General features: G+C 37.4%; 21 protein-coding genes. 5 read left to right on the top strand and 16 right to left on the bottom strand.

Going from position 1 to position 18,164, the window contains the following annotated elements; all coding sequences use genetic code 11:
- Nucleotides 1-255 precede the first annotated feature (255 nt).
- The 6 genes from LT143_RS13090 to LT143_RS13065 form a co-directional block, all read right to left on the bottom strand.
- Entirely contained in the window at nt 256-969 is a 714-nt protein-coding gene (locus tag LT143_RS13090) for a hypothetical protein (protein WP_246943634.1), read from the bottom strand.
- On the bottom strand, nt 966-1,685 hold the full coding sequence (locus LT143_RS13085) for a hypothetical protein (protein ID WP_246943633.1): 720 nt from the start codon (nt 1,683-1,685) through the stop codon (nt 966-968). The genes LT143_RS13090 and LT143_RS13085 overlap by 4 nt, the downstream gene beginning before the upstream one ends.
- Entirely contained in the window at nt 1,666-2,568 is a 903-nt protein-coding gene (locus tag LT143_RS13080) for an ATP-binding cassette domain-containing protein (RefSeq protein WP_246943631.1), read from the bottom strand. Before LT143_RS13080 ends, LT143_RS13085 begins: the two co-directional genes overlap by 20 nt.
- 152 nt (nt 2,569-2,720) lie before the next feature.
- On the bottom strand, nt 2,721-3,095 hold the full coding sequence (locus LT143_RS13075; RefSeq protein WP_246943629.1) for a GntR family transcriptional regulator: 375 nt from the start codon (nt 3,093-3,095) through the stop codon (nt 2,721-2,723).
- Nucleotides 3,096-3,252: 157 nt separating this feature from the next.
- Nucleotides 3,253-3,453, bottom strand: coding sequence for a hypothetical protein (locus tag LT143_RS13070; RefSeq protein WP_246943628.1), 201 nt, complete (start codon nt 3,451-3,453; stop codon nt 3,253-3,255).
- Between the two features lie 20 nt (nt 3,454-3,473).
- The gene (locus LT143_RS13065; RefSeq protein ID WP_246943627.1) at nt 3,474-3,980 is read right to left on the bottom strand and encodes a DUF1648 domain-containing protein; all 507 of its coding nucleotides are present in this window, start codon (nt 3,978-3,980) and stop codon (nt 3,474-3,476) included.
- Between the two features lie 233 nt (nt 3,981-4,213).
- Between LT143_RS13065 and LT143_RS13060 the strand changes: the two genes are divergently transcribed.
- Both LT143_RS13060 and LT143_RS13055 read left to right on the top strand, forming a co-directional pair.
- Entirely contained in the window at nt 4,214-4,357 is a 144-nt protein-coding gene (locus tag LT143_RS13060) for a hypothetical protein (protein WP_246943626.1), read from the top strand.
- A complete protein-coding gene (locus LT143_RS13055; RefSeq protein WP_246943625.1) occupies nt 4,358-4,798 on the top strand; it encodes a hypothetical protein in 441 nt (146 codons plus the stop codon).
- A 34-nt stretch (nt 4,799-4,832) separates the two neighbouring features.
- Here LT143_RS13055 and LT143_RS13050 read toward each other — a convergent pair whose 3' ends face one another.
- From LT143_RS13050 to LT143_RS13030, 5 genes are all read right to left on the bottom strand, one after another.
- Nucleotides 4,833-5,732: a hypothetical protein gene (locus tag LT143_RS13050; protein ID WP_246943624.1), complete on the bottom strand. Its 900-nt coding sequence runs from the start codon at nt 5,730-5,732 to the stop codon at nt 4,833-4,835.
- A 203-nt stretch (nt 5,733-5,935) separates the two neighbouring features.
- Entirely contained in the window at nt 5,936-6,073 is a 138-nt protein-coding gene (locus LT143_RS13045; protein WP_246943623.1) for a hypothetical protein, read from the bottom strand.
- A 14-nt stretch (nt 6,074-6,087) separates the two neighbouring features.
- A complete protein-coding gene (locus tag LT143_RS13040) occupies nt 6,088-7,314 on the bottom strand; it encodes a helix-turn-helix domain-containing protein (protein ID WP_246943622.1) in 1,227 nt (408 codons plus the stop codon).
- A 157-nt stretch (nt 7,315-7,471) separates the two neighbouring features.
- The gene (locus LT143_RS13035; protein ID WP_246943620.1) at nt 7,472-8,743 is read right to left on the bottom strand and encodes a helix-turn-helix domain-containing protein; all 1,272 of its coding nucleotides are present in this window, start codon (nt 8,741-8,743) and stop codon (nt 7,472-7,474) included.
- 64 nt (nt 8,744-8,807) lie between these two features.
- Nucleotides 8,808-9,383, bottom strand: a complete 576-nt coding sequence (locus LT143_RS13030; protein ID WP_336296617.1) for a TetR/AcrR family transcriptional regulator — start codon at nt 9,381-9,383, stop codon at nt 8,808-8,810.
- Nucleotides 9,384-9,650: 267 nt separating this feature from the next.
- On the opposite strand from LT143_RS13030, the gene LT143_RS13025 reads away from it, so the two are divergent.
- Both LT143_RS13025 and LT143_RS13020 read left to right on the top strand, forming a co-directional pair.
- Nucleotides 9,651-11,594 (top strand): efflux RND transporter permease subunit, encoded by a 1,944-nt coding sequence (locus tag LT143_RS13025; protein ID WP_246943769.1) that lies wholly within the window; start codon nt 9,651-9,653, stop codon nt 11,592-11,594.
- A gap of 2 nt (nt 11,595-11,596) precedes the next feature.
- The gene (locus LT143_RS13020; RefSeq protein ID WP_246943616.1) at nt 11,597-13,396 is read left to right on the top strand and encodes a YhgE/Pip domain-containing protein; all 1,800 of its coding nucleotides are present in this window, start codon (nt 11,597-11,599) and stop codon (nt 13,394-13,396) included.
- Nucleotides 13,397-13,594: 198 nt separating this feature from the next.
- On the opposite strand, the gene LT143_RS13015 is transcribed toward LT143_RS13020, so the two are convergent.
- Nucleotides 13,595-14,863, bottom strand: coding sequence for a mechanosensitive ion channel family protein (locus LT143_RS13015; RefSeq protein WP_246943614.1), 1,269 nt, complete (start codon nt 14,861-14,863; stop codon nt 13,595-13,597).
- A 285-nt stretch (nt 14,864-15,148) separates the two neighbouring features.
- On the opposite strand from LT143_RS13015, the gene LT143_RS13010 reads away from it, so the two are divergent.
- Nucleotides 15,149-15,433, top strand: coding sequence for a hypothetical protein (locus tag LT143_RS13010; protein ID WP_246943612.1), 285 nt, complete (start codon nt 15,149-15,151; stop codon nt 15,431-15,433).
- Nucleotides 15,434-15,506: 73 nt separating this feature from the next.
- Here LT143_RS13010 and LT143_RS13005 read toward each other — a convergent pair whose 3' ends face one another.
- The 4 genes from LT143_RS13005 to LT143_RS12990 all read right to left on the bottom strand — a co-directional run bounded on the left by LT143_RS13005 (nt 15,507) and on the right by LT143_RS12990 (nt 17,607).
- Nucleotides 15,507-15,698, bottom strand: coding sequence for a hypothetical protein (locus LT143_RS13005; RefSeq protein WP_246943610.1), 192 nt, complete (start codon nt 15,696-15,698; stop codon nt 15,507-15,509).
- Nucleotides 15,699-15,778: 80 nt separating this feature from the next.
- A complete protein-coding gene (locus LT143_RS13000) occupies nt 15,779-16,339 on the bottom strand; it encodes an AAA family ATPase (RefSeq protein ID WP_246943608.1) in 561 nt (186 codons plus the stop codon).
- 209 nt (nt 16,340-16,548) lie between these two features.
- Nucleotides 16,549-17,079 carry a DUF4269 domain-containing protein gene (locus LT143_RS12995; protein WP_246943606.1) on the bottom strand — a complete coding sequence of 177 codons (531 nt, stop codon included), beginning with the start codon at nt 17,077-17,079 and terminating at the stop codon, nt 16,549-16,551.
- Between the two features lie 60 nt (nt 17,080-17,139).
- Entirely contained in the window at nt 17,140-17,607 is a 468-nt protein-coding gene (locus tag LT143_RS12990; protein WP_246943605.1) for a GNAT family N-acetyltransferase, read from the bottom strand.
- Nucleotides 17,608-18,164: the final 557 nt, after the last annotated feature.

The following is an 18,164-nucleotide window of genomic DNA, read 5'->3' as shown; positions in this document are numbered from 1 at the left end:
TTCAAATTCATTAAGAACGATGCTGTACAAGTAATATTTAAGGAGATATAAAGCAACCAGTGATATTTTTCTTTTGATCTATTCTTGAATAAGAGTGCTAACATAATAAAACTGTATAGTATTCCACACATGAGGAGAATATGTAAAATCATCGTAACCTCCTAAATTCTTGCATACATTAATTTTAACATAAATATCCATTTTAAAACTGCCTAAAATGAAAAACACACGCTATTTAACGTGTGTTTCAACCGACTATTTCTCCACAAACTGAATGTTTCCGATGACCTCTAAATTCTCGGGAACTTTTACATACAGAACGTTGACCCCAATCGTTGTTTCCATCATATATTCTTCTCTTTTATCTGGATTGAACTGAGTAATAGGGAACTCCTTTTTAAGTTTATAGAAATGTAACTCTAGCGGTTCTGGGTCTATAATGACCAGATTGTCATCTTGCAATTTAATAGTCGGTGAATTGAGTTGTTCTGAAAACGAGATTCCGTCAATATAAGACTTCATTGTGTAATAGGTCGCTACAATCTTTCCGTCTAATTCATTACTTCTTTCTGCTAGAACCAATAAAGAAGAATGCTCTTCATTCATAGTAAGCGTCAGTTTTTCCCCACTAATTGGGAACTCCCATTGTTTATTTTTTATGATCCCTTCTGTTTCTTCTATGTCACCTTTATACAGTGCTTCATAAATAGAGTTTCTGTATTGGTCCATTTCCTCTACATCCACTTGCCCGAATTCTTCATCAACTGATGAAAAAGTGTCAGTCGGCAGTAAATAAAAGATACAGAGTGATACGAGTAGCAATAAACAGTAAATACCGGCCAGCAATTTAAAATTGAGCATCGATAAAAATCCTATTCTCTTCGACCTCATCATAGGAGAGAATGCCGGTATAAATACAAGGACTAAGATAATGAGCAAAACCAGGAATGGAATCATTGTTACACTCATACTCTAACCTCCATTCGATTAGAAAAGATGACGGATAGGACAAAAAATAGGAACGAAACTCCAAACGTTTTTATGAAAAATAATAGAAATGAATGTTCAAAGATGAAACTTTCTATTACAGCCCCATCATTTCTAAATAGAAGAAACAGAAGCAGTGGTGGAAATACAAACATAAACAATCGATGGAGTTGCCCCACCATCCCGATTAAATAGCCGATTGACATAAACAGGATCATGTATAAAGTGGTGACTACCATAGCCAATACTAGCTCTTTAAAAGAAATGGGAGAATAAATGAGATAAACGTCATGATAGATAAATACCACAATGAGTTTATAACATATACTCGAAAGAATTGTCGTAATGCCACCAACGATGCTTGCCGATACAAGGAAAAGGATGCTAGATAGATTACTAGTCAATCGATTCGTAACATAGGTAAAGTCCTCGAAACGATACGCCTTCGTTGTTAACAGGATCGCAACAATTAACGCCCAAATAAATGAAAAGCTGATGATGATATCCCCAGAAAAATAAGATATATTTACAGATAAAGTGTCAGAGCTTGAACCCCCTCCACTCGTACTTCCTAAAGAAATGAGTATTCCTACCATTTGGGTGATAATTAAGGAGGTGATGACCCCGAAAAAGGAATTCCATTTATAACGGTACTGTCTAAGGATTATTTGAGATACGCTAGTTTCTGTTAAAGACATCATCAATCCCTCCTGTCATATTACCCGTCAACATCATACATAACTCCTCAGCTGACACCTGAGTAAACTCCACTCCATTTGATTTTGCTTGTTCTCTTTCCACTCTGCTCAATTGGTTTTCAATTACTACATAGACATAGTTATTAGGTAACGATTTCTTATACAGCACCGTTGAACGATCCGTCCATTCTTCTATAACATGTGAGGCACCTGTTAATCCGATTGCATATTCCTTTAATCGTGGCACCGACATATGCAAGCACTTCTCTCCGTCCTTAATGAGCAAGATGTCCTCTAAAAGGTTTTCCATTTCCGTTAGTAAGTGGCTAGATATAATGATGGTTCTCGGGTGGTCAATATAGTCTTTCAGAATCGCTCGGTAAAAGTCCTTTCTCACCGATGCATCCATCCCGTTAACTGGTTCATCGAAAATCGTGATCGAGCAACGAGCGGCTAACCCCACAATAAAATGGAACGTACTTTTCTTCCCCTTTGATAAACGGTCATAACGGTCATTCTCTTTAAATGAGAAATGCTGGAATAACCGATTGGCTAACTCCTCATCCCAATTCGCATAAAACTTCCCAACTTCCTTGAGTATCGCAGCCAAAGATATAGAATTGGGAAATACCATATTTTCATCTACAAACATTAGATTCGAAGACACTTTCAAACTATTAAACGGTTGTTCCGAAAACACTCTCAGCTCACCAGACGAAATCTTAATATGCCCAGCTATTAGTTTCAGGATGGTTGATTTCCCCGCTCCATTCCGTCCAATTAAACCCGTAATCGTGTTCTCTTTAATCGTGAACGATAGATAATTTACGGCTTTTGTACCGCCATAGACCTTAGTAACCTCGTTACATTCAATTACGTTCATTGTTGATCCCCCTTCTGAAGTGTGACTGACTGAAAACAGGTGCCTGTCACCACCCGAATTTTGTCGAATCACTTCGTTTTAATTCCTCTTTTCGTTCCAGTGCCAAACCCCAGTCCTCGACAGGTGACAGGCACCACCCGAAATTTGTCGAATCAATCTTCTTCTTGAAGTTCTTTTTTGATCATGTCCATAAGCTCTGCTTGGTCGACATGTAGGCGTTTAGCTTCTAGAACCATTTCTTTGACTAGTCCCTTAAGTGTTTGGTTTTTTCGTTTGGTTAGGATTAGCTCCTTTGCATGTTGAGATACGAACATGCCAAGCCCCCTTTTTTTGTATAGGGTGTTTTCATCTGCTAGTAAATTGAGGCCTTTTGCTGCGGTTGCTGGGTTGATGTTGTACATATCGGCAAGCTGATATTGGGAGTATACTTTTTGATCTGCTGTTAAGTTTCCATTTAGGATCTCTGCTTCTAGCCATTCAGCTATTTGCACATAGATTGGTTTCGTGCTGTCTGTGTCTAAAATCAAAATCGTACCTCCCATCGCGTGTAGTGAATTAGTGCATTAGTGATATAATGTACTATATTACAGTTTCCATAATTATGCAATGGGTTCTTGTAACAAAGTGTGTAAATTACTAAAAAAAGCATAAAAAAAGAGTGACCTCCATGAGAAGATTCACTCTTTAGAAGAGATCAAAGAAATTCCCAATTACTCTTCCCAAGCCTCGAACTAACCAAAATAATATCCTAAATGGGAACAGCAATAATTCAGGAACCCATAGAAGTAGATCCGCCATAAAATCACCAAACGTATATTGTCCGGGATTTTTCTCACTTCGTCTTTTTCTTCTCTTCTCTTTCTTTTCGTGCCACCATGTTTTCATACATATCTTCCTCTATGGACTTATTTGATCTTCCTAAATTTCAAAATACCTATGACAATTGGAATTCCCGTACCTAGAATGGTCAAAGGTAGAAAGAATTTACTCAGACCAAGTCCCCAACCGAGGGCACCGGAAATGGACTCTAGCAAAATAATAGAAAACAACAAAAGACATATATTTTTCACCTGATTGAGCACTTTTCTACTCTGAAGGTAAAACTGTCTCGCATTAGATGGATTAAAGCGGCTTGGATAATTATGTGTTTCAGGAAATGCTTCTAACGTTTGCATAAGTAGTAGCATAAACATTCCAATCCCTGGAAGGATGAGTAGTTCCCATTTTGAACCCCAACGATCTACTTCTCCTGCGCCATTATAATGTGCAGGCACCTGTTCTGGCAGCTGATGCCAAACGGTAACTAATAAAACAATAGAGCCTATGAAAGAGAAGTATCCTATGACATCCCATATCCATTCACCCTTAGTTTTAGGAATAGTTAACTTTGGTCGATCCCAAGAGTTTGTCATTCGTGTCCCCTCCCTAACTTTACCGCTTTAAAGCTATGGGGGCCTGGCCCCCACAGCTTTAAAGCACTGAAGTGAGTTAACTCCCTCAAAAAAACTGTTTATTTATTTACGAATGAAGAAGGTAATAAGTTTCACTCTAAATGAGTTTACTCTAAATAATTATTAACTTCTTTTTCCAATTTTGTTAAAGTTAGTGTAGATACTACAAAAATAGGATAAGAGGAGAGGAAAGAATGAGCCAATTCATTGTAGGAGGTCTATTATTACTCGCTGTCTTTGGATTTCCCATTATGGCTTTAAACAAGGTGTATAAGTTAGAAGAACGGGTCGACGAGCTAGAAAACAAGATTAAGAAACTAGAAGAAGGGGCTAAGTAAATGAGAGGCATTTTATTAATAGTACTTAGTTTAATATTTATGGCTAGCTGCGCTAACAGCACCTCTCTAGAACCGAGTCAAGAGGAAATCAAAATGTATGACTTTATTCTTTCTATTGAGACAGATCAGGGACAGTATGAAAAAGAAGATACGATTGAGATCTCATCGTATTTTGAATATGTAGGGGAAGGGATTGAATTTGATGTACAACCCCAAATTACAATTACCATCAGGAACAGGAAGGATGGTAGCATTGTAAAGCAAGTCGATTTTACTGATATCAAAAAAACTATGTCAAAAGGTGAAAAGTTCAGCATGAACCTTACAGGACTTACGTTTGAAAAAGGAAAATATGATTTATTCGTTTCCACATCTCCTTTTTCTATTGGACCGAATAACTATTTAATGAATACAGTTCCTCTAACTTTTCAAGTAAAATGATGAGAAAAAGGAAGAACCAAAAGATTCTTCCTTTCTAGTACACTTCTTGCTCAAAGATTTCTCCATCGCTATAAATGGCTCTGATGACGAGCTTCATATCTTCATATTTCCTAATATCATTGAGTTCGTACAAACGCATATGTCCGTCGGGTGGTGACATTTCTTCATTAAATGGAATCTCTTCTTCGCTCACCAACTTATTACCCTCGTATGACAATAGATACACTTCACTCAATTGATTGTGAGATTCATATACACCATGATTCATTAATGTGATACCGATATTGTTCTTATTCAAGTGGATATCTGTTTGAAGAACTCCATAAAGATTCGTACCAAGGTAGCCCAAGTATTCGCTACTAATCTCACTACTCCTCACTGTGTCACCATAGGATACAGATATAAAGTATTTTAGTGATTGCTCATGATACGCTTCTTCTTCCGCCTGCTTTGATTTCTCCTCAATATGAGAACCAGAAATGATCGTTACTGCTTCCCATTGTGGTTCCAGTTTAGCCTCAACTGGCACCTTCACTTGAAACAACCCTTGCTGCAGCTCTTCCGCCGGGAGTTCAATAAAATTGTCACTTTCACCATAAGCATAATGGAAGATCACGTTTGAATCAGGTTGAAGCTCCTTCACCTGCCACTCAAACGTAGCTACCGGTTTCTCCACATCCAACTCTTTCGAATCAGTATTCATCGTAATAGGACCCATCCAACTCTGTTTCGCAAAAAATTCATTCAACGAATGATGAATCTGATTGCTTTGATTGTTTACATTTTCACTCAAATATTGTTGCTCATGAGAGATATTAAGAACCTCATTTTCAATATGGTTCACTTTCGTAAGTAAGGTGAAGTTCATTATGATACTGATGGATAAGACTATGATGATAAAATTGTTGAAGCGATTCTGTTGTTTGGGGTTCATTTGGGGCCTCCTTTTTTATCATTTAATGATATGGGCTTGAGAAACAGCACTAAAATTTTAGGATTTATGTAAAATCTGTATAAAAACCATTTTACAACTATTCTTCATAGTTAACTGTTATTCTTTTTTATAGTGTAAAAAAGAAAAAGTGGCATAGGTTCTCACCTTGCCACTAAGAAAATAATTTTATTGTTATCTATGTACTAGAATTTAGAGTAGCTAATGCTATATGGTTCTGGTAAATCAGCACTACCAGCCTCTGTAGAAACAGAGTAACTTATCGTACTTGCTACCACAATTGCCACTAATAAAATCGAAATTTTCTTAAATAAGCTTTTCATCCATTTCACCCCCTTTAAGTAATGAGCTTTCTTAACAACTCGTTCGCACTCTTATATTGTCTATTTCTTTCATAGTAAGAAGCTAGTAATTCTATATATTCTTTTACAGTATGAGTTTCATTTTTAGCTTCGAAGTGAGGAATTGCTACATTAACTAGGTAATCCTCAAAGTCCACTCCATTTTCTTCTCTTAAGATAAAAAACTTTAATACAGTGAATTTTACCCTGTAGTCTTGATCTTGATTTTCTACAGCATTCTCAAACCCTTTTTCTAGCCAATCGTACGCCAATTCTAATTCATCTTGCTTATAATACTCCTTAGCTAAAAAGTACATCGTTATAGTCTTTGAAGAGCTGTTCTCTTTAGTTACTAGAGATTCAAAATAGTATTGTATTGCTTTGGCGGAATCTCCTTCTTTTGAGTATAATACACCAAGACTATGATAAACTTTGCCCCTTAAAAAAGTATTATTTCTATTAGAATTCTCTAATATCTCATTAAAGTAGGCTTTAGCTTTTTGAAATTCATTTAGCTTAGTATAGTTAATACCTAGCAATAACTTACAGTTAGTTACAAGTTCAACTTGATTTTTCTTCATAAATAAATCTAAAGCTCGATTTATATAAAAAGTTGATATAGAGATTTGATCTAACTCATAATAAGCTAAAGCTAAATGATAATATACTTCCTCTTTATCTTCCTCTAGATATCTCTCAGCTAGAAGGTAATATTCAATGGCATCCTCGTAACTTCCATACAGATATTGGTAGAGTCCACAGTATCTATAATAATACTGCATTGTCCAATCCGACTGATAATTAATATGAGAAGCTACCTCTATAAAGAAAGTATCAGCCTGTAATTTATCACGATTCATGATAGCTAATCTTAGTTCAAAAAGAGCTTTTATCAGATAAGCTTCTGGCTCAATAAGGTTAGGAAAATTGGTCATAATTTCATTGAACTTAAGCTCTGCTTTTTCCTTATCTCTTTCACGAATAATACTATGCAGAACATCAAACTCTGACTTTAGCAATGCTAACGTATCATTTTGTTTGTCGATTTCTTCGTTAGATATACCCAGGCGGTCACAGAATTGGTTTAGCACTTCTGGACTAGGTTCAGCTAACTCATTTTCTATTTTTGAGAGGTAAGATATTGAACAAATACCTTCGGCTAGGGCTTTTTGAGTTACTCTTTTTTGGGTACGAATATATTTAATATTTTTACCGATCCCCATCCTTATCCCTCATTTCTGATTCTTTAGTCACTATTATTATATCAGACTAGGAATAGAAAAAGATAGGAAAATATTAAAAATTTTCCTGGGTTTAAGGCAGGAAAATTGGTAGCACTTTCATTACTTTACACATTCTTAACAATTCGTTTTTAGCCCCTTAAAACGGAACGGCTTTTCTTAACTCACTCGCAGCCATTCTTAAATAATGATTCGCTTGCTTATATTTACGTTGATCTTCATAATAAGTTGCTAGAATTTCGCAGTAATCTGCTACATATTCGTGATCTTCGGTATCTATAAAATAAGGGATTACCTTTTTCTTTACGAACTTTTCGAATTCAGGGGTCCGCTCATTTAGTATGTACTCCCAAGTTTTAAAGTGATAGAAAAATTCTATATCTTTATCTTGAAGTTTCTCAATACCTTTTTTCACCCAAAGAAGCGCAGACGTAGTATCACCTTTTTGATTAAAAAGCAAAAGGAGCGAGTGAATGGAGCTAAGCGTTTTTTGATCATTATACTTTACTTTGTATTCAATACTTTGCTTGTAATGATAGATCGCTTCATCTAGTTTTTTACCGCAGGAATATACATAACCAAGATTATGATGGATCGATCCACTTAAATAATCTTTTACCTTGGAGTTACTTAGTGTATCAACTATTTTTTCGGCTAACAATAAACACTCTTCCGCTTTATCTAGTTCCGCACTATTCGTATAAGAAATAGCCATCATGATTTGGCACTCTGCACATCTCTTATATTGATATAGGGCTTGATAGATGGTAAGAGATAGAGTGGTATATTTAATACAAAGTGAATTTTTCAAGAGCTTGGCACTCGTTAACCCTAGTGCATAATATAAATCTGCCTCTTCTAGCTTTTCAAACACAGACCGACTAAGAAAATGCTCTGCTTTTTGATAGTGGTCATATGCCCTTTGGTATTCTTGCGTTACATATTCATATAACCCTTTAAATTTATTAAAATAGTAATGAAGTTGTTCAGTAAAAAGGTCTGTGATTTCTAGAATCTTGCCTAGCGAACTTCCAGCTTCCTCTATACTTACAAACTGAATAAGATAACGAAATTCAAAAACTGTAAAATGCAGCACGATATTAGAATGCTTTGACTCACTAACCTTTTGCTTCAAGGTTTTGTATAAATCTTCTATTTCTTCTCGGGTTCCATTTCCCCCAATGATCAGCTTGTACCAATCCATAATCTCCACTAAAAGATTTGCTTCCTCCCCCTCGGTAAATTGGATGCCGAGGCGTTCACATAGTAGATTGATTACTTCTTCACTTGGTTGACTTTGGTTATTTTCTATTTTTGATAAATAAGAGACGGAGATAATTCCACTAGACAGTTCTTCTTGAGTTTTGTGTTGTTGTATTCTAAAGAAACGAATACGGTCTCCTAGCTTCATCTACAGCCACTCCTATGATTCGACATTTTTCACTTTATTGTACTTATTTTTTGTCATTCTTGCATCAAGTTTTTACGATATGAGAAATCCCTTTATTGGTGAGATTGTTGATGATTTCTGCCATTTCCCGTGATGATTTGTCGAGTCCATTTTCCAACCAGCTTTTAATGACATGGATGCAGCCACTAACGACAAATATGCTCAAGTATTCAAAAGTTTCTTGATCCACTGGACTAATGGTCATCCAGTTTTTATAGATGAGCTCCTTCATGACTTTCATTCCTTTTTGTTGAAAGTGAATATCGCTATTTTCACTTAACAGGGTCTGGCACAGATCACGTTTACTCGCGATATAGTCTAGGACTTTTTCCGTCATCTGCAGCACTTCTTCTTCTTTGGAAAAATTAAACTGACTGAGTGTTGCCAACATATCTTCAAGAAACTCGTCCTCAATCGAGCCGAGTAGGTCATATTGGTTGGCGTAATGCGAATAGAATGTGGAGCGATTAATGTCCGCCCTTTCACAAATTTCCTTTATCGTAATGCTAGAAATTGGTTTATCTTTTAATAATTGGATTAGACTATCCTTTAATACCATCTGCGTGTACTTTTTTCGTCTGTCTAGATTCGCACTCAACACTTCCACCCTTTTTCAAAAATTATTTGAGTTATCCAACACATTGTCTCAATCTGTTGTGAACTAAACGCATAGTAGATAACTGTTTGTTGTATATCCAACACGGTGTTTATATAATGATAAAGTGAAATTTTGAAAGTCTCAAGAGAGGTGAAGAAAATTAATATCTCCGCTCGAATTCTTGCACATAAAAAAGCCGTTGTCGTTGTTTTCGCTTTAATTGCTTTGGTTTCTGCAGTGGCTCAATTTTTTGTGTCGGTTAATTACAATATGGTCGACTACTTGCCAGACGATGCACAGTCCACTCGCGCATTAGAAATAATGGAGAATGAGTTTACGGCAACTGTACCTGATACGCGAGTATTGGTGATGGACGTTTCAGTACAGGAAGCACTTAGCTACAAAGAAAGAATCTCTGCGATTGACGGTGTGTTTGATGTCCTTTGGCTCGATGATGTCATTGATTTGAAGACGCCATTAGAGATCGCTGACGCTGAGACGGTAGAAACCTACTATAAAAATGGAAATGCCCTTTTTTCGATCAGTGTTCGCGCTGGTGATGAGGTCAGAATTACAGATGCTATATATGAAATGATTGGTGAAGACGGGGCAATTGCCGGTGAAGCTATTAACACTGCTACTTCACAGAAAATGGCTGGAAATGAATCGTTATATGCCTCCATTTTGCTAGTTCCAATCATTATTTTTATATTAGTGATTTCGACTACTTCATGGGTAGAGCCTATCCTGTTCTTAACTGCCATTGGAGTTTCGGTGTTGATTAACTTAGGAACAAATATCTTTATTGGAGAAGTTTCCTTCGTGACTCAATCGGTTGCCCCGATTTTACAGTTGGCCGTTTCCCTCGACTATGCCGTGTTTCTGCTACATAGTTTTCATGAGTACCGGAAAATAACGAATAGTCCAGAAGAAGCGATGCAGCTTGCCATGAAAAAATCGTTTCCAGCGATTACAGCAAGTGCGGCTACCACCTTCTTTGGTTTCATCGCCCTAACGTTCATGGAGTTTAAGATTGGATCTGACTTAGGTGTGAATTTAGTAAAAGGAATTGTACTGAGTTTTATCAGTGTAATGATCTTTTTACCAGCTTTGACATTATGGTTTTATAAATGGATGGACAAAACAGAGCATAAAAACTTTGTACCTAGCTATGCTGGGATTGGAAAATTTATGCTGAAACTACGATTTCCTAGCTTGCTTATTGTGCTAGCCATACTTGTTCCAGCCTTTTTGGCACAAAGTAATACTGCCTTTACGTATGGTTTAGGGAAACTACCTGAAACATCACGTGCAGGTAGCGATGCAATTATGGTTGAAGAAGCATTTGGTTTAATGACACCGATTGTTCTTTTAGTTCCTAAAGGCGATGTTGTCAAGGAAACAGAGCTTGTTCAGGATTTAGAAAAGCTGGATTATGTTACGAGTGTCATTTCCTATGTGAATATGGTGGGTCCTGTGATTCCACCTGAATATTTGGATGAATCGATTACGAGTGAGTTTTACTCTGAAAATTATAGCCGTATTGTCATCAATACGAACCAAGGTACGGAGGGTGCCATACCTTTTTCAATTGTCCAATCTATACAGGAAACAGCCTCCTCCTATTATGGTGTCGATGCGCTTAGCTTAGGAGAAAGTGTGACGTTGTATGATATTAAAACGACGGTGTCAAAAGATAATATTGTGGTGAACCTGTTTACCGTTATAGCCATTGCGATTGTCCTAATCGTGACCTTTAGATCCATTTCCATACCGCTTGTATTACTGATCACGATTCAATCTGCTGTTTGGATTAATTTATCGATTCCTTATTTTACAGAAACGCCTTTAGTATTCGTTGGATATTTAATTATCAGTACGGTTCAGCTGGCAGCTACCGTTGATTATGCGATTTTATTGACGGAAGCTTATCAGCACCACCGAAGAGAAATGCCTGCTTATGAAGCGATTGTGAAAACATTAGATGAAAAAACGTTCTCTATCTCTATATCGGCTGCGATTTTATCGAGCGTTGGATTTATTCTATGGATTACGTCTTCAAACCCGATTGTATCGGCGATCGGTTTACTATTAGGTCGCGGAGCGTTACTCGCTTTTATCATGGTAGTGGTATTCTTGCCGGCCATGCTTCTGGTATTTGATAGGGTGATTAAAAAGACTACACTTAAAGCAAATTTTTACGAGGAGAAGTGATGATGAGAAAAAAACAACTACTCCCTGTCGCACTGGCTTGTACGATTTTGTTACCCTCCTTTTTAACTCCACCAGCATTGGTCGTCGCAGAAGGTAAAGATGGAACATTCACATCTAAGGATGAAGTAGTCTATGCAACCTTAACGGCAAATGGAGACCTCAATGAGATTTATGTCGTGAATACCATTGACGTGTCTCGTGCAGGTAGGATTTTGGATTATGGTAATTATCGTAGCGTTAAAAATTTAACCGATTTATCTGAAGTGACGCAGGAAGGTAATGTGGTCCAGATTGATGCATCTGAGGGAAAATTTTATTATCAAGGTAATATGGATGCAGATACCGAACTTCCGTGGGATGTAAAGGTAACTTATTTGTTTGATGGAAAAGAAATAGAGTCCTCTGAGCTTGCTGGGAAGTCAGGACATGTTGAAATGATCATTGAAACCTCAGCTAATGAAAAGAGTGACACAGTATTTTTTGAGAACTATTTATTGCAAATTTCTCTTCTATTGCCGAATACGTATCAAAATTTAGAAGCAACAAATGGGATCATCGCTAATGCGGGTGAGGATAAACAAATTATGTTTACGGTGATGCCCGGTGAAGAGGAAACTTTGAGTGTCGAGATGGATGCCCTAGAGTTCGAATTTGATGGGATTCAAATTGCCGCCCTTCCCTCCACTCTTCCGATTGATACGTCTGAAATAGACGGAATGACCGATGACATGGCTTCATTGTCAGATGCAATTAGTGAATTAAATAATGGTGTTGCGGACTTAGAAGATGGGATGTCACTATTGAGTAACGGAGCGGCAGACCTTCGAAAAGGCTCCGTTCAATATCATAATGGGATTAGTCAGGCGGCAGGTGGGTCCGCTGCAATTGTGGGTGGCTCTAAGGAAATAGGTGATGCTCTTCAGGCTATTAGCGCCTCCCTTTCTAGTGATTCCTCTCAAGTGGATGTAACAAGTTTGAGTGAATTACCGGCTGCTCTTACAGAATTGGCAGCTGGTTTGACAGGAACAGCAGATGGATTAATCACGCTGCATGATAACTATGTTGGTGCCTATGAGTCGTTGGCTGGGGCGATCGATTCGATTCCTGCTGATACGCTAACAGAAGAGCAAATTACTGCGTTACGAAGTAGTGGTGCAGATGCCGCTGTGGTTGACCAACTTCTTGCCGGTTATAACGCAGCACAAACAGTTAAAGACACGTATACTTCTGTGAAGGCAGCTTTTGACGAGGTGTCACCTTCCTTACTGGAAACTAGTGAGGGTCTGAAAGTAATGAGTGGTACACTAACTTCTATTGCATCGGAAGTGTCAACATCCCTTGAGGACATGGACGTGAACTCCATCAGCGAGTTACAAAAAGGTCTCGCTACCTTGGCCTCCAACTACGGAGCATTTCATGCTGGCTTAATGGATTACACAAAAGGAATCAACACATTATCGTCCTCCTATGCGAGTCTACACTCCGGCATTGTGGAACTAACAGGTGGAACAGATGGCATAGTAGCTGGAATGACGGAACTCCATGACGGTACGGAAGAATTATACAAAGAAACAAAAGATCTACCTGAACAAATGGTAGAAGAAATCAACCAGTTGATTTCAGAATATGACAAATCGGACTTCGAACCCGTTTCATTTGTTTCCACACAAAACGGAAAGGTTCACTCTGTCCAGTTCATCATCAAAACAGCAAGCGTCCAACTGGAAGAACCCGAAACAAAGCAAGCAAAGCCTGAGAAAGAAAAAGGGTTTTGGGAGTTGTTGATGGATTTGTTTAGATAACATAGGATAGCAGGTGCCTGTCACCACCCGAATTTTGTCGAATGAAAAGGTCAGAGTGATTGCACTCTGACTTTTTCTTATTTCATGCTTCCGACTAAATTATTCAGCCATTAAAAACCATCCCCAAGTTAATCAGAGATAGGTGCCTGTCACCTGTCGATATCGACAGGTGACAGGCACCACCCGAATTTTGTCGAACTAGCCAACACTTCTATAACGCACGGTTTTCCTTGGTGTTTCTCCTAATAAACTCTTCAAATCATTCCCAGACGGGTTCTGGAATACTTTTAGCTCGAATTCTCCGGCTACCGCTAGTAGATGATCAAAAATATCGGATTGAATGGATTCATGCACTACCCACTTGACTTCCTTCGTAAATGCATAGATTTCAATAGGTAGCCCATGTTCAGTCGGTGGCAGCTGCCTAACTAATAAGGTCATGTCCTGGTTGATACCCGAATGTTGCTTAAGGTAGTTGTGGATGTATGTTCGAAATACACCTATATTGGTAAGAGCTCTTCCATTTACACGGTTTTCCTCATACATATTAAATCTAGTATTATACTCAGTAATTTCTTTCTCTTTAACTGTTACATAATCCGTTAGATAATGAATCTGCTTGCACTTCTCTAACATCATTTCTGAACAAAAAGAGATACTGCTTGTATCTATTAAGATGGAACGCTTCATCCGCCTGCCACCTGAGTTTTCCATACCTCTCCAGTTGATGAAGGAATCTGAAATAAGAACATAGCTCGGCACGCTCGTAATGGTCTTATCGAAATTCTGAACCATGACGGTGTTCAAGGAAATATCAATAATATTGCCGTCTGCTCCGTACTTAGGTATCTCAATCCAATCTCCGACCCGAACCATGTCATTCGCCGCCAACTGAATTCCAGCCACAAGTCCTAGCAAGGAATCCTTAAATACTAACATCAGCACCGCCGAAAGAGCACCAATTCCACTTAATAGAATGAAAGGACTCTCTCCCATCAGGTTCGAAATGACCAAGAGGCCTCCTAGAATCAACACAATAATGTTAATAACCTGTATATAACCCTTTATTGGTTTTATCTTAGAAATCTCATACGTCTGATAAATATCATTAATCGTCGTTAGCAAGGCGTGGAACACCATTAAGCCTACAATAATGATATAAGCAACGGCTCCCTTTTCGATCATCACTTGATAGTCTGGTAACGTTCCCGCAAAATAATAAATGATAATTGCAGGTAAAATATGAGATAACTTATCAAATACCTTTCTCTTCAGTATCATTGTCGCTCTCGGAAACTTACTTTTCGTCACGTAATGAGTGATAAGCCGTATGACCACTTTCTTCGATAAAAAATTTGCTGCTATACAGATGATTCCAATTAGAAGAATCATAATCATCATAGATAGGTACTTAGCTAAAGTCGGAGCCAACTCCAACCCTACTAACAAACGTTGTATTGCTTCCATCCCATTTCCTCCTCCTTCTGCACCGACACGCAAGCTGTGATGTTCTCAGTTAAAACTCAAACAAAAAAACTAATCACGACAGTCACTTGTCCACTTAGCTTTTCTTCAGATATATGGCAAACAACGTCTAGATATAACCAAAAGTTCATATCCTTAGACAGGCACCTGGCAATCGACAGGTGCCTGTCACCACCCGAATTTTGTCGAATGCCTTTTACACGACTTTTTTTATAGATGAGGCTTATAATAAGTTTTATAATCATTTAAATTAATGGAGGCATTAGTATGAACGAAAAAGTAGGAATGGTCGCAATTAGAGAAGTAACGAGAGAAGAGTTTGTTGAGATGGCTCAAATTAGAGCTCGTGAATTATTTGGACTTGAGAATTATAAAGTGGTGGATGGATTAAAGGGAGATGAGCAAAGCCATTTTGTTTACGATATGGGGACCCACCGTTGTTATCTAATAGATCTGAAGACATCCTATGAATTGGTGACTGCCTTCTTTTGTGGCGGCAGTAAACCAGAAATCCTCGAGAGTTTAAATCAGATTGCCTCTTCTGTAAAGTAAGAGAAAATAAAAAAGTTAGAGAACTCCGTTAACAGAGTTCTCTAACTTTTTTACATTTATTATATACCTGGCATTACAGGTTCTTTTTATTTGCGTTTCGAGACTTTTCCTTTTTTTCAATTCTATCTGCAACAACTAATAAAGCTAACCCAATAAATCCAATAATAAACAATAGATAATTTCCTTGTATATTGATGAAGTACCCTATTGCTATAACCCCTAACATCATAATTAAACCGATTATACGGATTTCAAATGATCCCAAAAATCACACCTCTGTTTTTACATATTTATTATTGTATCTTGTTTCTACATTTCACCAGTTCTTAGTAATTAGTAAATGCCCTATAAATTAAACCTCTCTTTCACTACCTTCGCTACTTCTTCCGCGCTCAAATTTTTATTATTAATCTTTATATAATTTGGGTACTTAATTTCACCTTCATAGGAATTTAATCGATGTTTTTCCATTGTGCTTTTTACGTCATTTTCTGACCAGGCGATATCTCTTTTTTTAGGCTTGTGTTTGAGTCTATTTGGCGTTTTATTACGCTCCAGTCTCTCTTCTAAGTCGGCCTCTAGTTCTACATAATAAACTGTCCAACCTCTAGATTCGAAAAGCTGGGAAAGACGATTTACATAATTCCAGTCTGACTCTTGATCGAACATCCAGACATAAGTGAAAATCATACCATACATATCACTCTTTGAGACCTCTTCAAATATCTCTTGTCGCAACAAATTTACTAATCTTTTCCCCTCTTTTGTACTGTAATCAAAAAAGTGGCTCACCAAATCAATCGTCATATGGTTATGAAAGAGTTTCAAATCTGTTATTTTAGCTAGCTCTTGCCCCACTGTCATCTTCCCAACCGCTTGTGGTCCAAATATGTGTATGAATTTCATAGACTCCCCCCTAAACCACTGAATTCTATAATTGGTTTGGCATATTCTATTCTTGGTATTGAAGTACTTCCAATAGGAAAGATCAACCATTACATCTAGAAATACTTCCATTATTACTTTTTCTTCTCGACTGTGCCCATTCACCTGTCCAAGTTAGTACTCTTGTTTTCCTCAAAAGCAGATCCCCTTTTACGATAGGCTACTCTCCGTTAAATAATTCCCAATTGTGTTCCATAGTCCAGCAGTTGCTCGTATGGGTCGCCCTCTAAACCCAAAAGCATACAAAAAGCTGGCTCTGTTTTAAATCCTTGCTTTTTAAGATTCATTACCTCTGCTTTTAAGTGAGGAAACTGTTTCAAAAGTGAGTATTCAATGATCATATGAAGATAGGCATATTGTTCTTTTACAGGCTTCGGTTGACCAAATAATTCAAACTCAAATCCCTCAAATATAAAATTCGCTTTCACAACTGGGACTTCTCTAATTAAAGTCCTCTTTATCATGAAATTTTCCATATCCCCATAAAGAGTTTTCACCTTCTCTTCAAACCCAGAGAATTGATAGACTTCAAAAATAAGATCTAAATCAGAACCATCAATGTCAATTTCTATCGGTAACGTACCACAAAGAATAGGGTGGTACTCCGATAAGTGATCTATTATTCCTAAACTCCTTATTGCGTTATAAGCGCTCTTCTGCTTGCTATTTCCAAATTGCAAATAATCTATATGATCGAACATATATGACCTCTGTTTACTAGATTTCCCTTTATTATTTCATCGTAACTATTTGAAGGTTATTTATATCATCAAACTCATAATATATTGTTCACCTATCGGCCCTAATTTTCTTCTCCCTGTATCGCTAAACCCTACTTGTAAATATAGATTTTGAGCAGCGATGTTCTTGTAGTTAACAGCTAAAACGAGTTCATTACAGTCTGGAAATTCTGTTGATACAAACTTTGGTAGTAGAAGCATCCCTTGCTTTGCATAGCCTTTACCTTGTTTAGATTGATTAATAGAAAAGGATGTGAGCAGCATAGCCGTCGGATTATTGACATAGTCTTTCACTCGATCTGTCGAATGTAATAAAAAGAAACCGACTGGTTCATCATGATCTAGAATAACAATTCGATACTGTCCCTCTGTCACTTCAATATAATCCTTTGGCAAGGACGTGAATTGTGCCTGCTCTTTTGGAAGTTCAAAAGAATTCAAACTCTCCCTATGGATATTTGAAACATGTGTTAACGTAATTTTAGCCACTTATCATTTCTCCCCTACTGCATCCACTAGTTATTGCATTATATATTTCTAAATATTAAACTTTAAATCCTTTATTTATAAAAAATTTTAAAAAAGAGAGTCTGATGAAGAATGAAGGAGATAAGAGCCCATAAATCGACAAAAATCGTTTAAAACTAAATATTTAGAATATTTACAATAAACTAAAATCTATAGTACTATTAGGACAAGCCAAACAGAAAGGAGTGCAGCCAGTGAAACAATTCTTTAAGAATCTAAGCCAAAAGAAGAAGGAGCGAGATACCCGAGAAGAAATGAATGCGGAAATGTACCAATGGTATATGGGGATGTACTATCATTATTATCCTTAGGAGTGAAGCCAATGTAAATAGAAAGCGAAGGCATAGGGCCATTATGCCGGACACTAAAAAAGCTTTTACCTACCTCAACTAAAAGGAGTGCAGCCAATGAAGTAACGTTAGGCGAGATGTATCACACTGCGATACACGGGAATCCACTTCTACTACTTAAGAAAAGGTGATTCCAATGGAAAACAGAAAGGCGAAAGCATAGCTACT

It is taken from the genome of Bacillus pinisoli, assembly GCF_023036475.1.
Taxonomy (GTDB): domain Bacteria; phylum Bacillota; class Bacilli; order Bacillales; family SA4; genus Bacillus_BS; species Bacillus_BS pinisoli.
Note: the sequence above shows the minus strand (reverse complement) of the source record. Positions and strands in the feature narration are given on the sequence as shown.

What these genes read in the sequence shown, in the direction of transcription:
- LT143_RS13090 (WP_246943634.1), bottom strand. Translation starts at nt 969, where the DNA reads ATGAGTGTAACAATGATTCCATTCCTGGTTTTGCTCATTATCTTAGTC.
- LT143_RS13085 (WP_246943633.1), bottom strand. Translation starts at nt 1,685, where the DNA reads ATGTCTTTAACAGAAACTAGCGTATCTCAAATAATCCTTAGACAGTAC.
- LT143_RS13080 (WP_246943631.1), bottom strand. Translation starts at nt 2,568, where the DNA reads ATGAACGTAATTGAATGTAACGAGGTTACTAAGGTCTATGGCGGTACA.
- LT143_RS13070 (WP_246943628.1), bottom strand. Translation starts at nt 3,453, where the DNA reads ATGAAAACATGGTGGCACGAAAAGAAAGAGAAGAGAAGAAAAAGACGA.
- LT143_RS13065 (WP_246943627.1), bottom strand. Translation starts at nt 3,980, where the DNA reads ATGACAAACTCTTGGGATCGACCAAAGTTAACTATTCCTAAAACTAAG.
- LT143_RS13060 (WP_246943626.1), top strand. Translation starts at nt 4,214, where the DNA reads ATGAGCCAATTCATTGTAGGAGGTCTATTATTACTCGCTGTCTTTGGA.
- LT143_RS13055 (WP_246943625.1), top strand. Translation starts at nt 4,358, where the DNA reads ATGAGAGGCATTTTATTAATAGTACTTAGTTTAATATTTATGGCTAGC.
- LT143_RS13050 (WP_246943624.1), bottom strand. Translation starts at nt 5,732, where the DNA reads ATGAACCCCAAACAACAGAATCGCTTCAACAATTTTATCATCATAGTC.
- LT143_RS13045 (WP_246943623.1), bottom strand. Translation starts at nt 6,073, where the DNA reads ATGAAAAGCTTATTTAAGAAAATTTCGATTTTATTAGTGGCAATTGTG.
- LT143_RS13040 (WP_246943622.1), bottom strand. Translation starts at nt 7,314, where the DNA reads ATGGGGATCGGTAAAAATATTAAATATATTCGTACCCAAAAAAGAGTA.
- LT143_RS13035 (WP_246943620.1), bottom strand. Translation starts at nt 8,743, where the DNA reads ATGAAGCTAGGAGACCGTATTCGTTTCTTTAGAATACAACAACACAAA.
- LT143_RS13025 (WP_246943769.1), top strand. Translation starts at nt 9,651, where the DNA reads ATGGTCGACTACTTGCCAGACGATGCACAGTCCACTCGCGCATTAGAA.
- LT143_RS13020 (WP_246943616.1), top strand. Translation starts at nt 11,597, where the DNA reads ATGAGAAAAAAACAACTACTCCCTGTCGCACTGGCTTGTACGATTTTG.
- LT143_RS13015 (WP_246943614.1), bottom strand. Translation starts at nt 14,863, where the DNA reads ATGGAAGCAATACAACGTTTGTTAGTAGGGTTGGAGTTGGCTCCGACT.
- LT143_RS13010 (WP_246943612.1), top strand. Translation starts at nt 15,149, where the DNA reads ATGAACGAAAAAGTAGGAATGGTCGCAATTAGAGAAGTAACGAGAGAA.
- LT143_RS13000 (WP_246943608.1), bottom strand. Translation starts at nt 16,339, where the DNA reads ATGAAATTCATACACATATTTGGACCACAAGCGGTTGGGAAGATGACA.
- LT143_RS12995 (WP_246943606.1), bottom strand. Translation starts at nt 17,079, where the DNA reads ATGTTCGATCATATAGATTATTTGCAATTTGGAAATAGCAAGCAGAAG.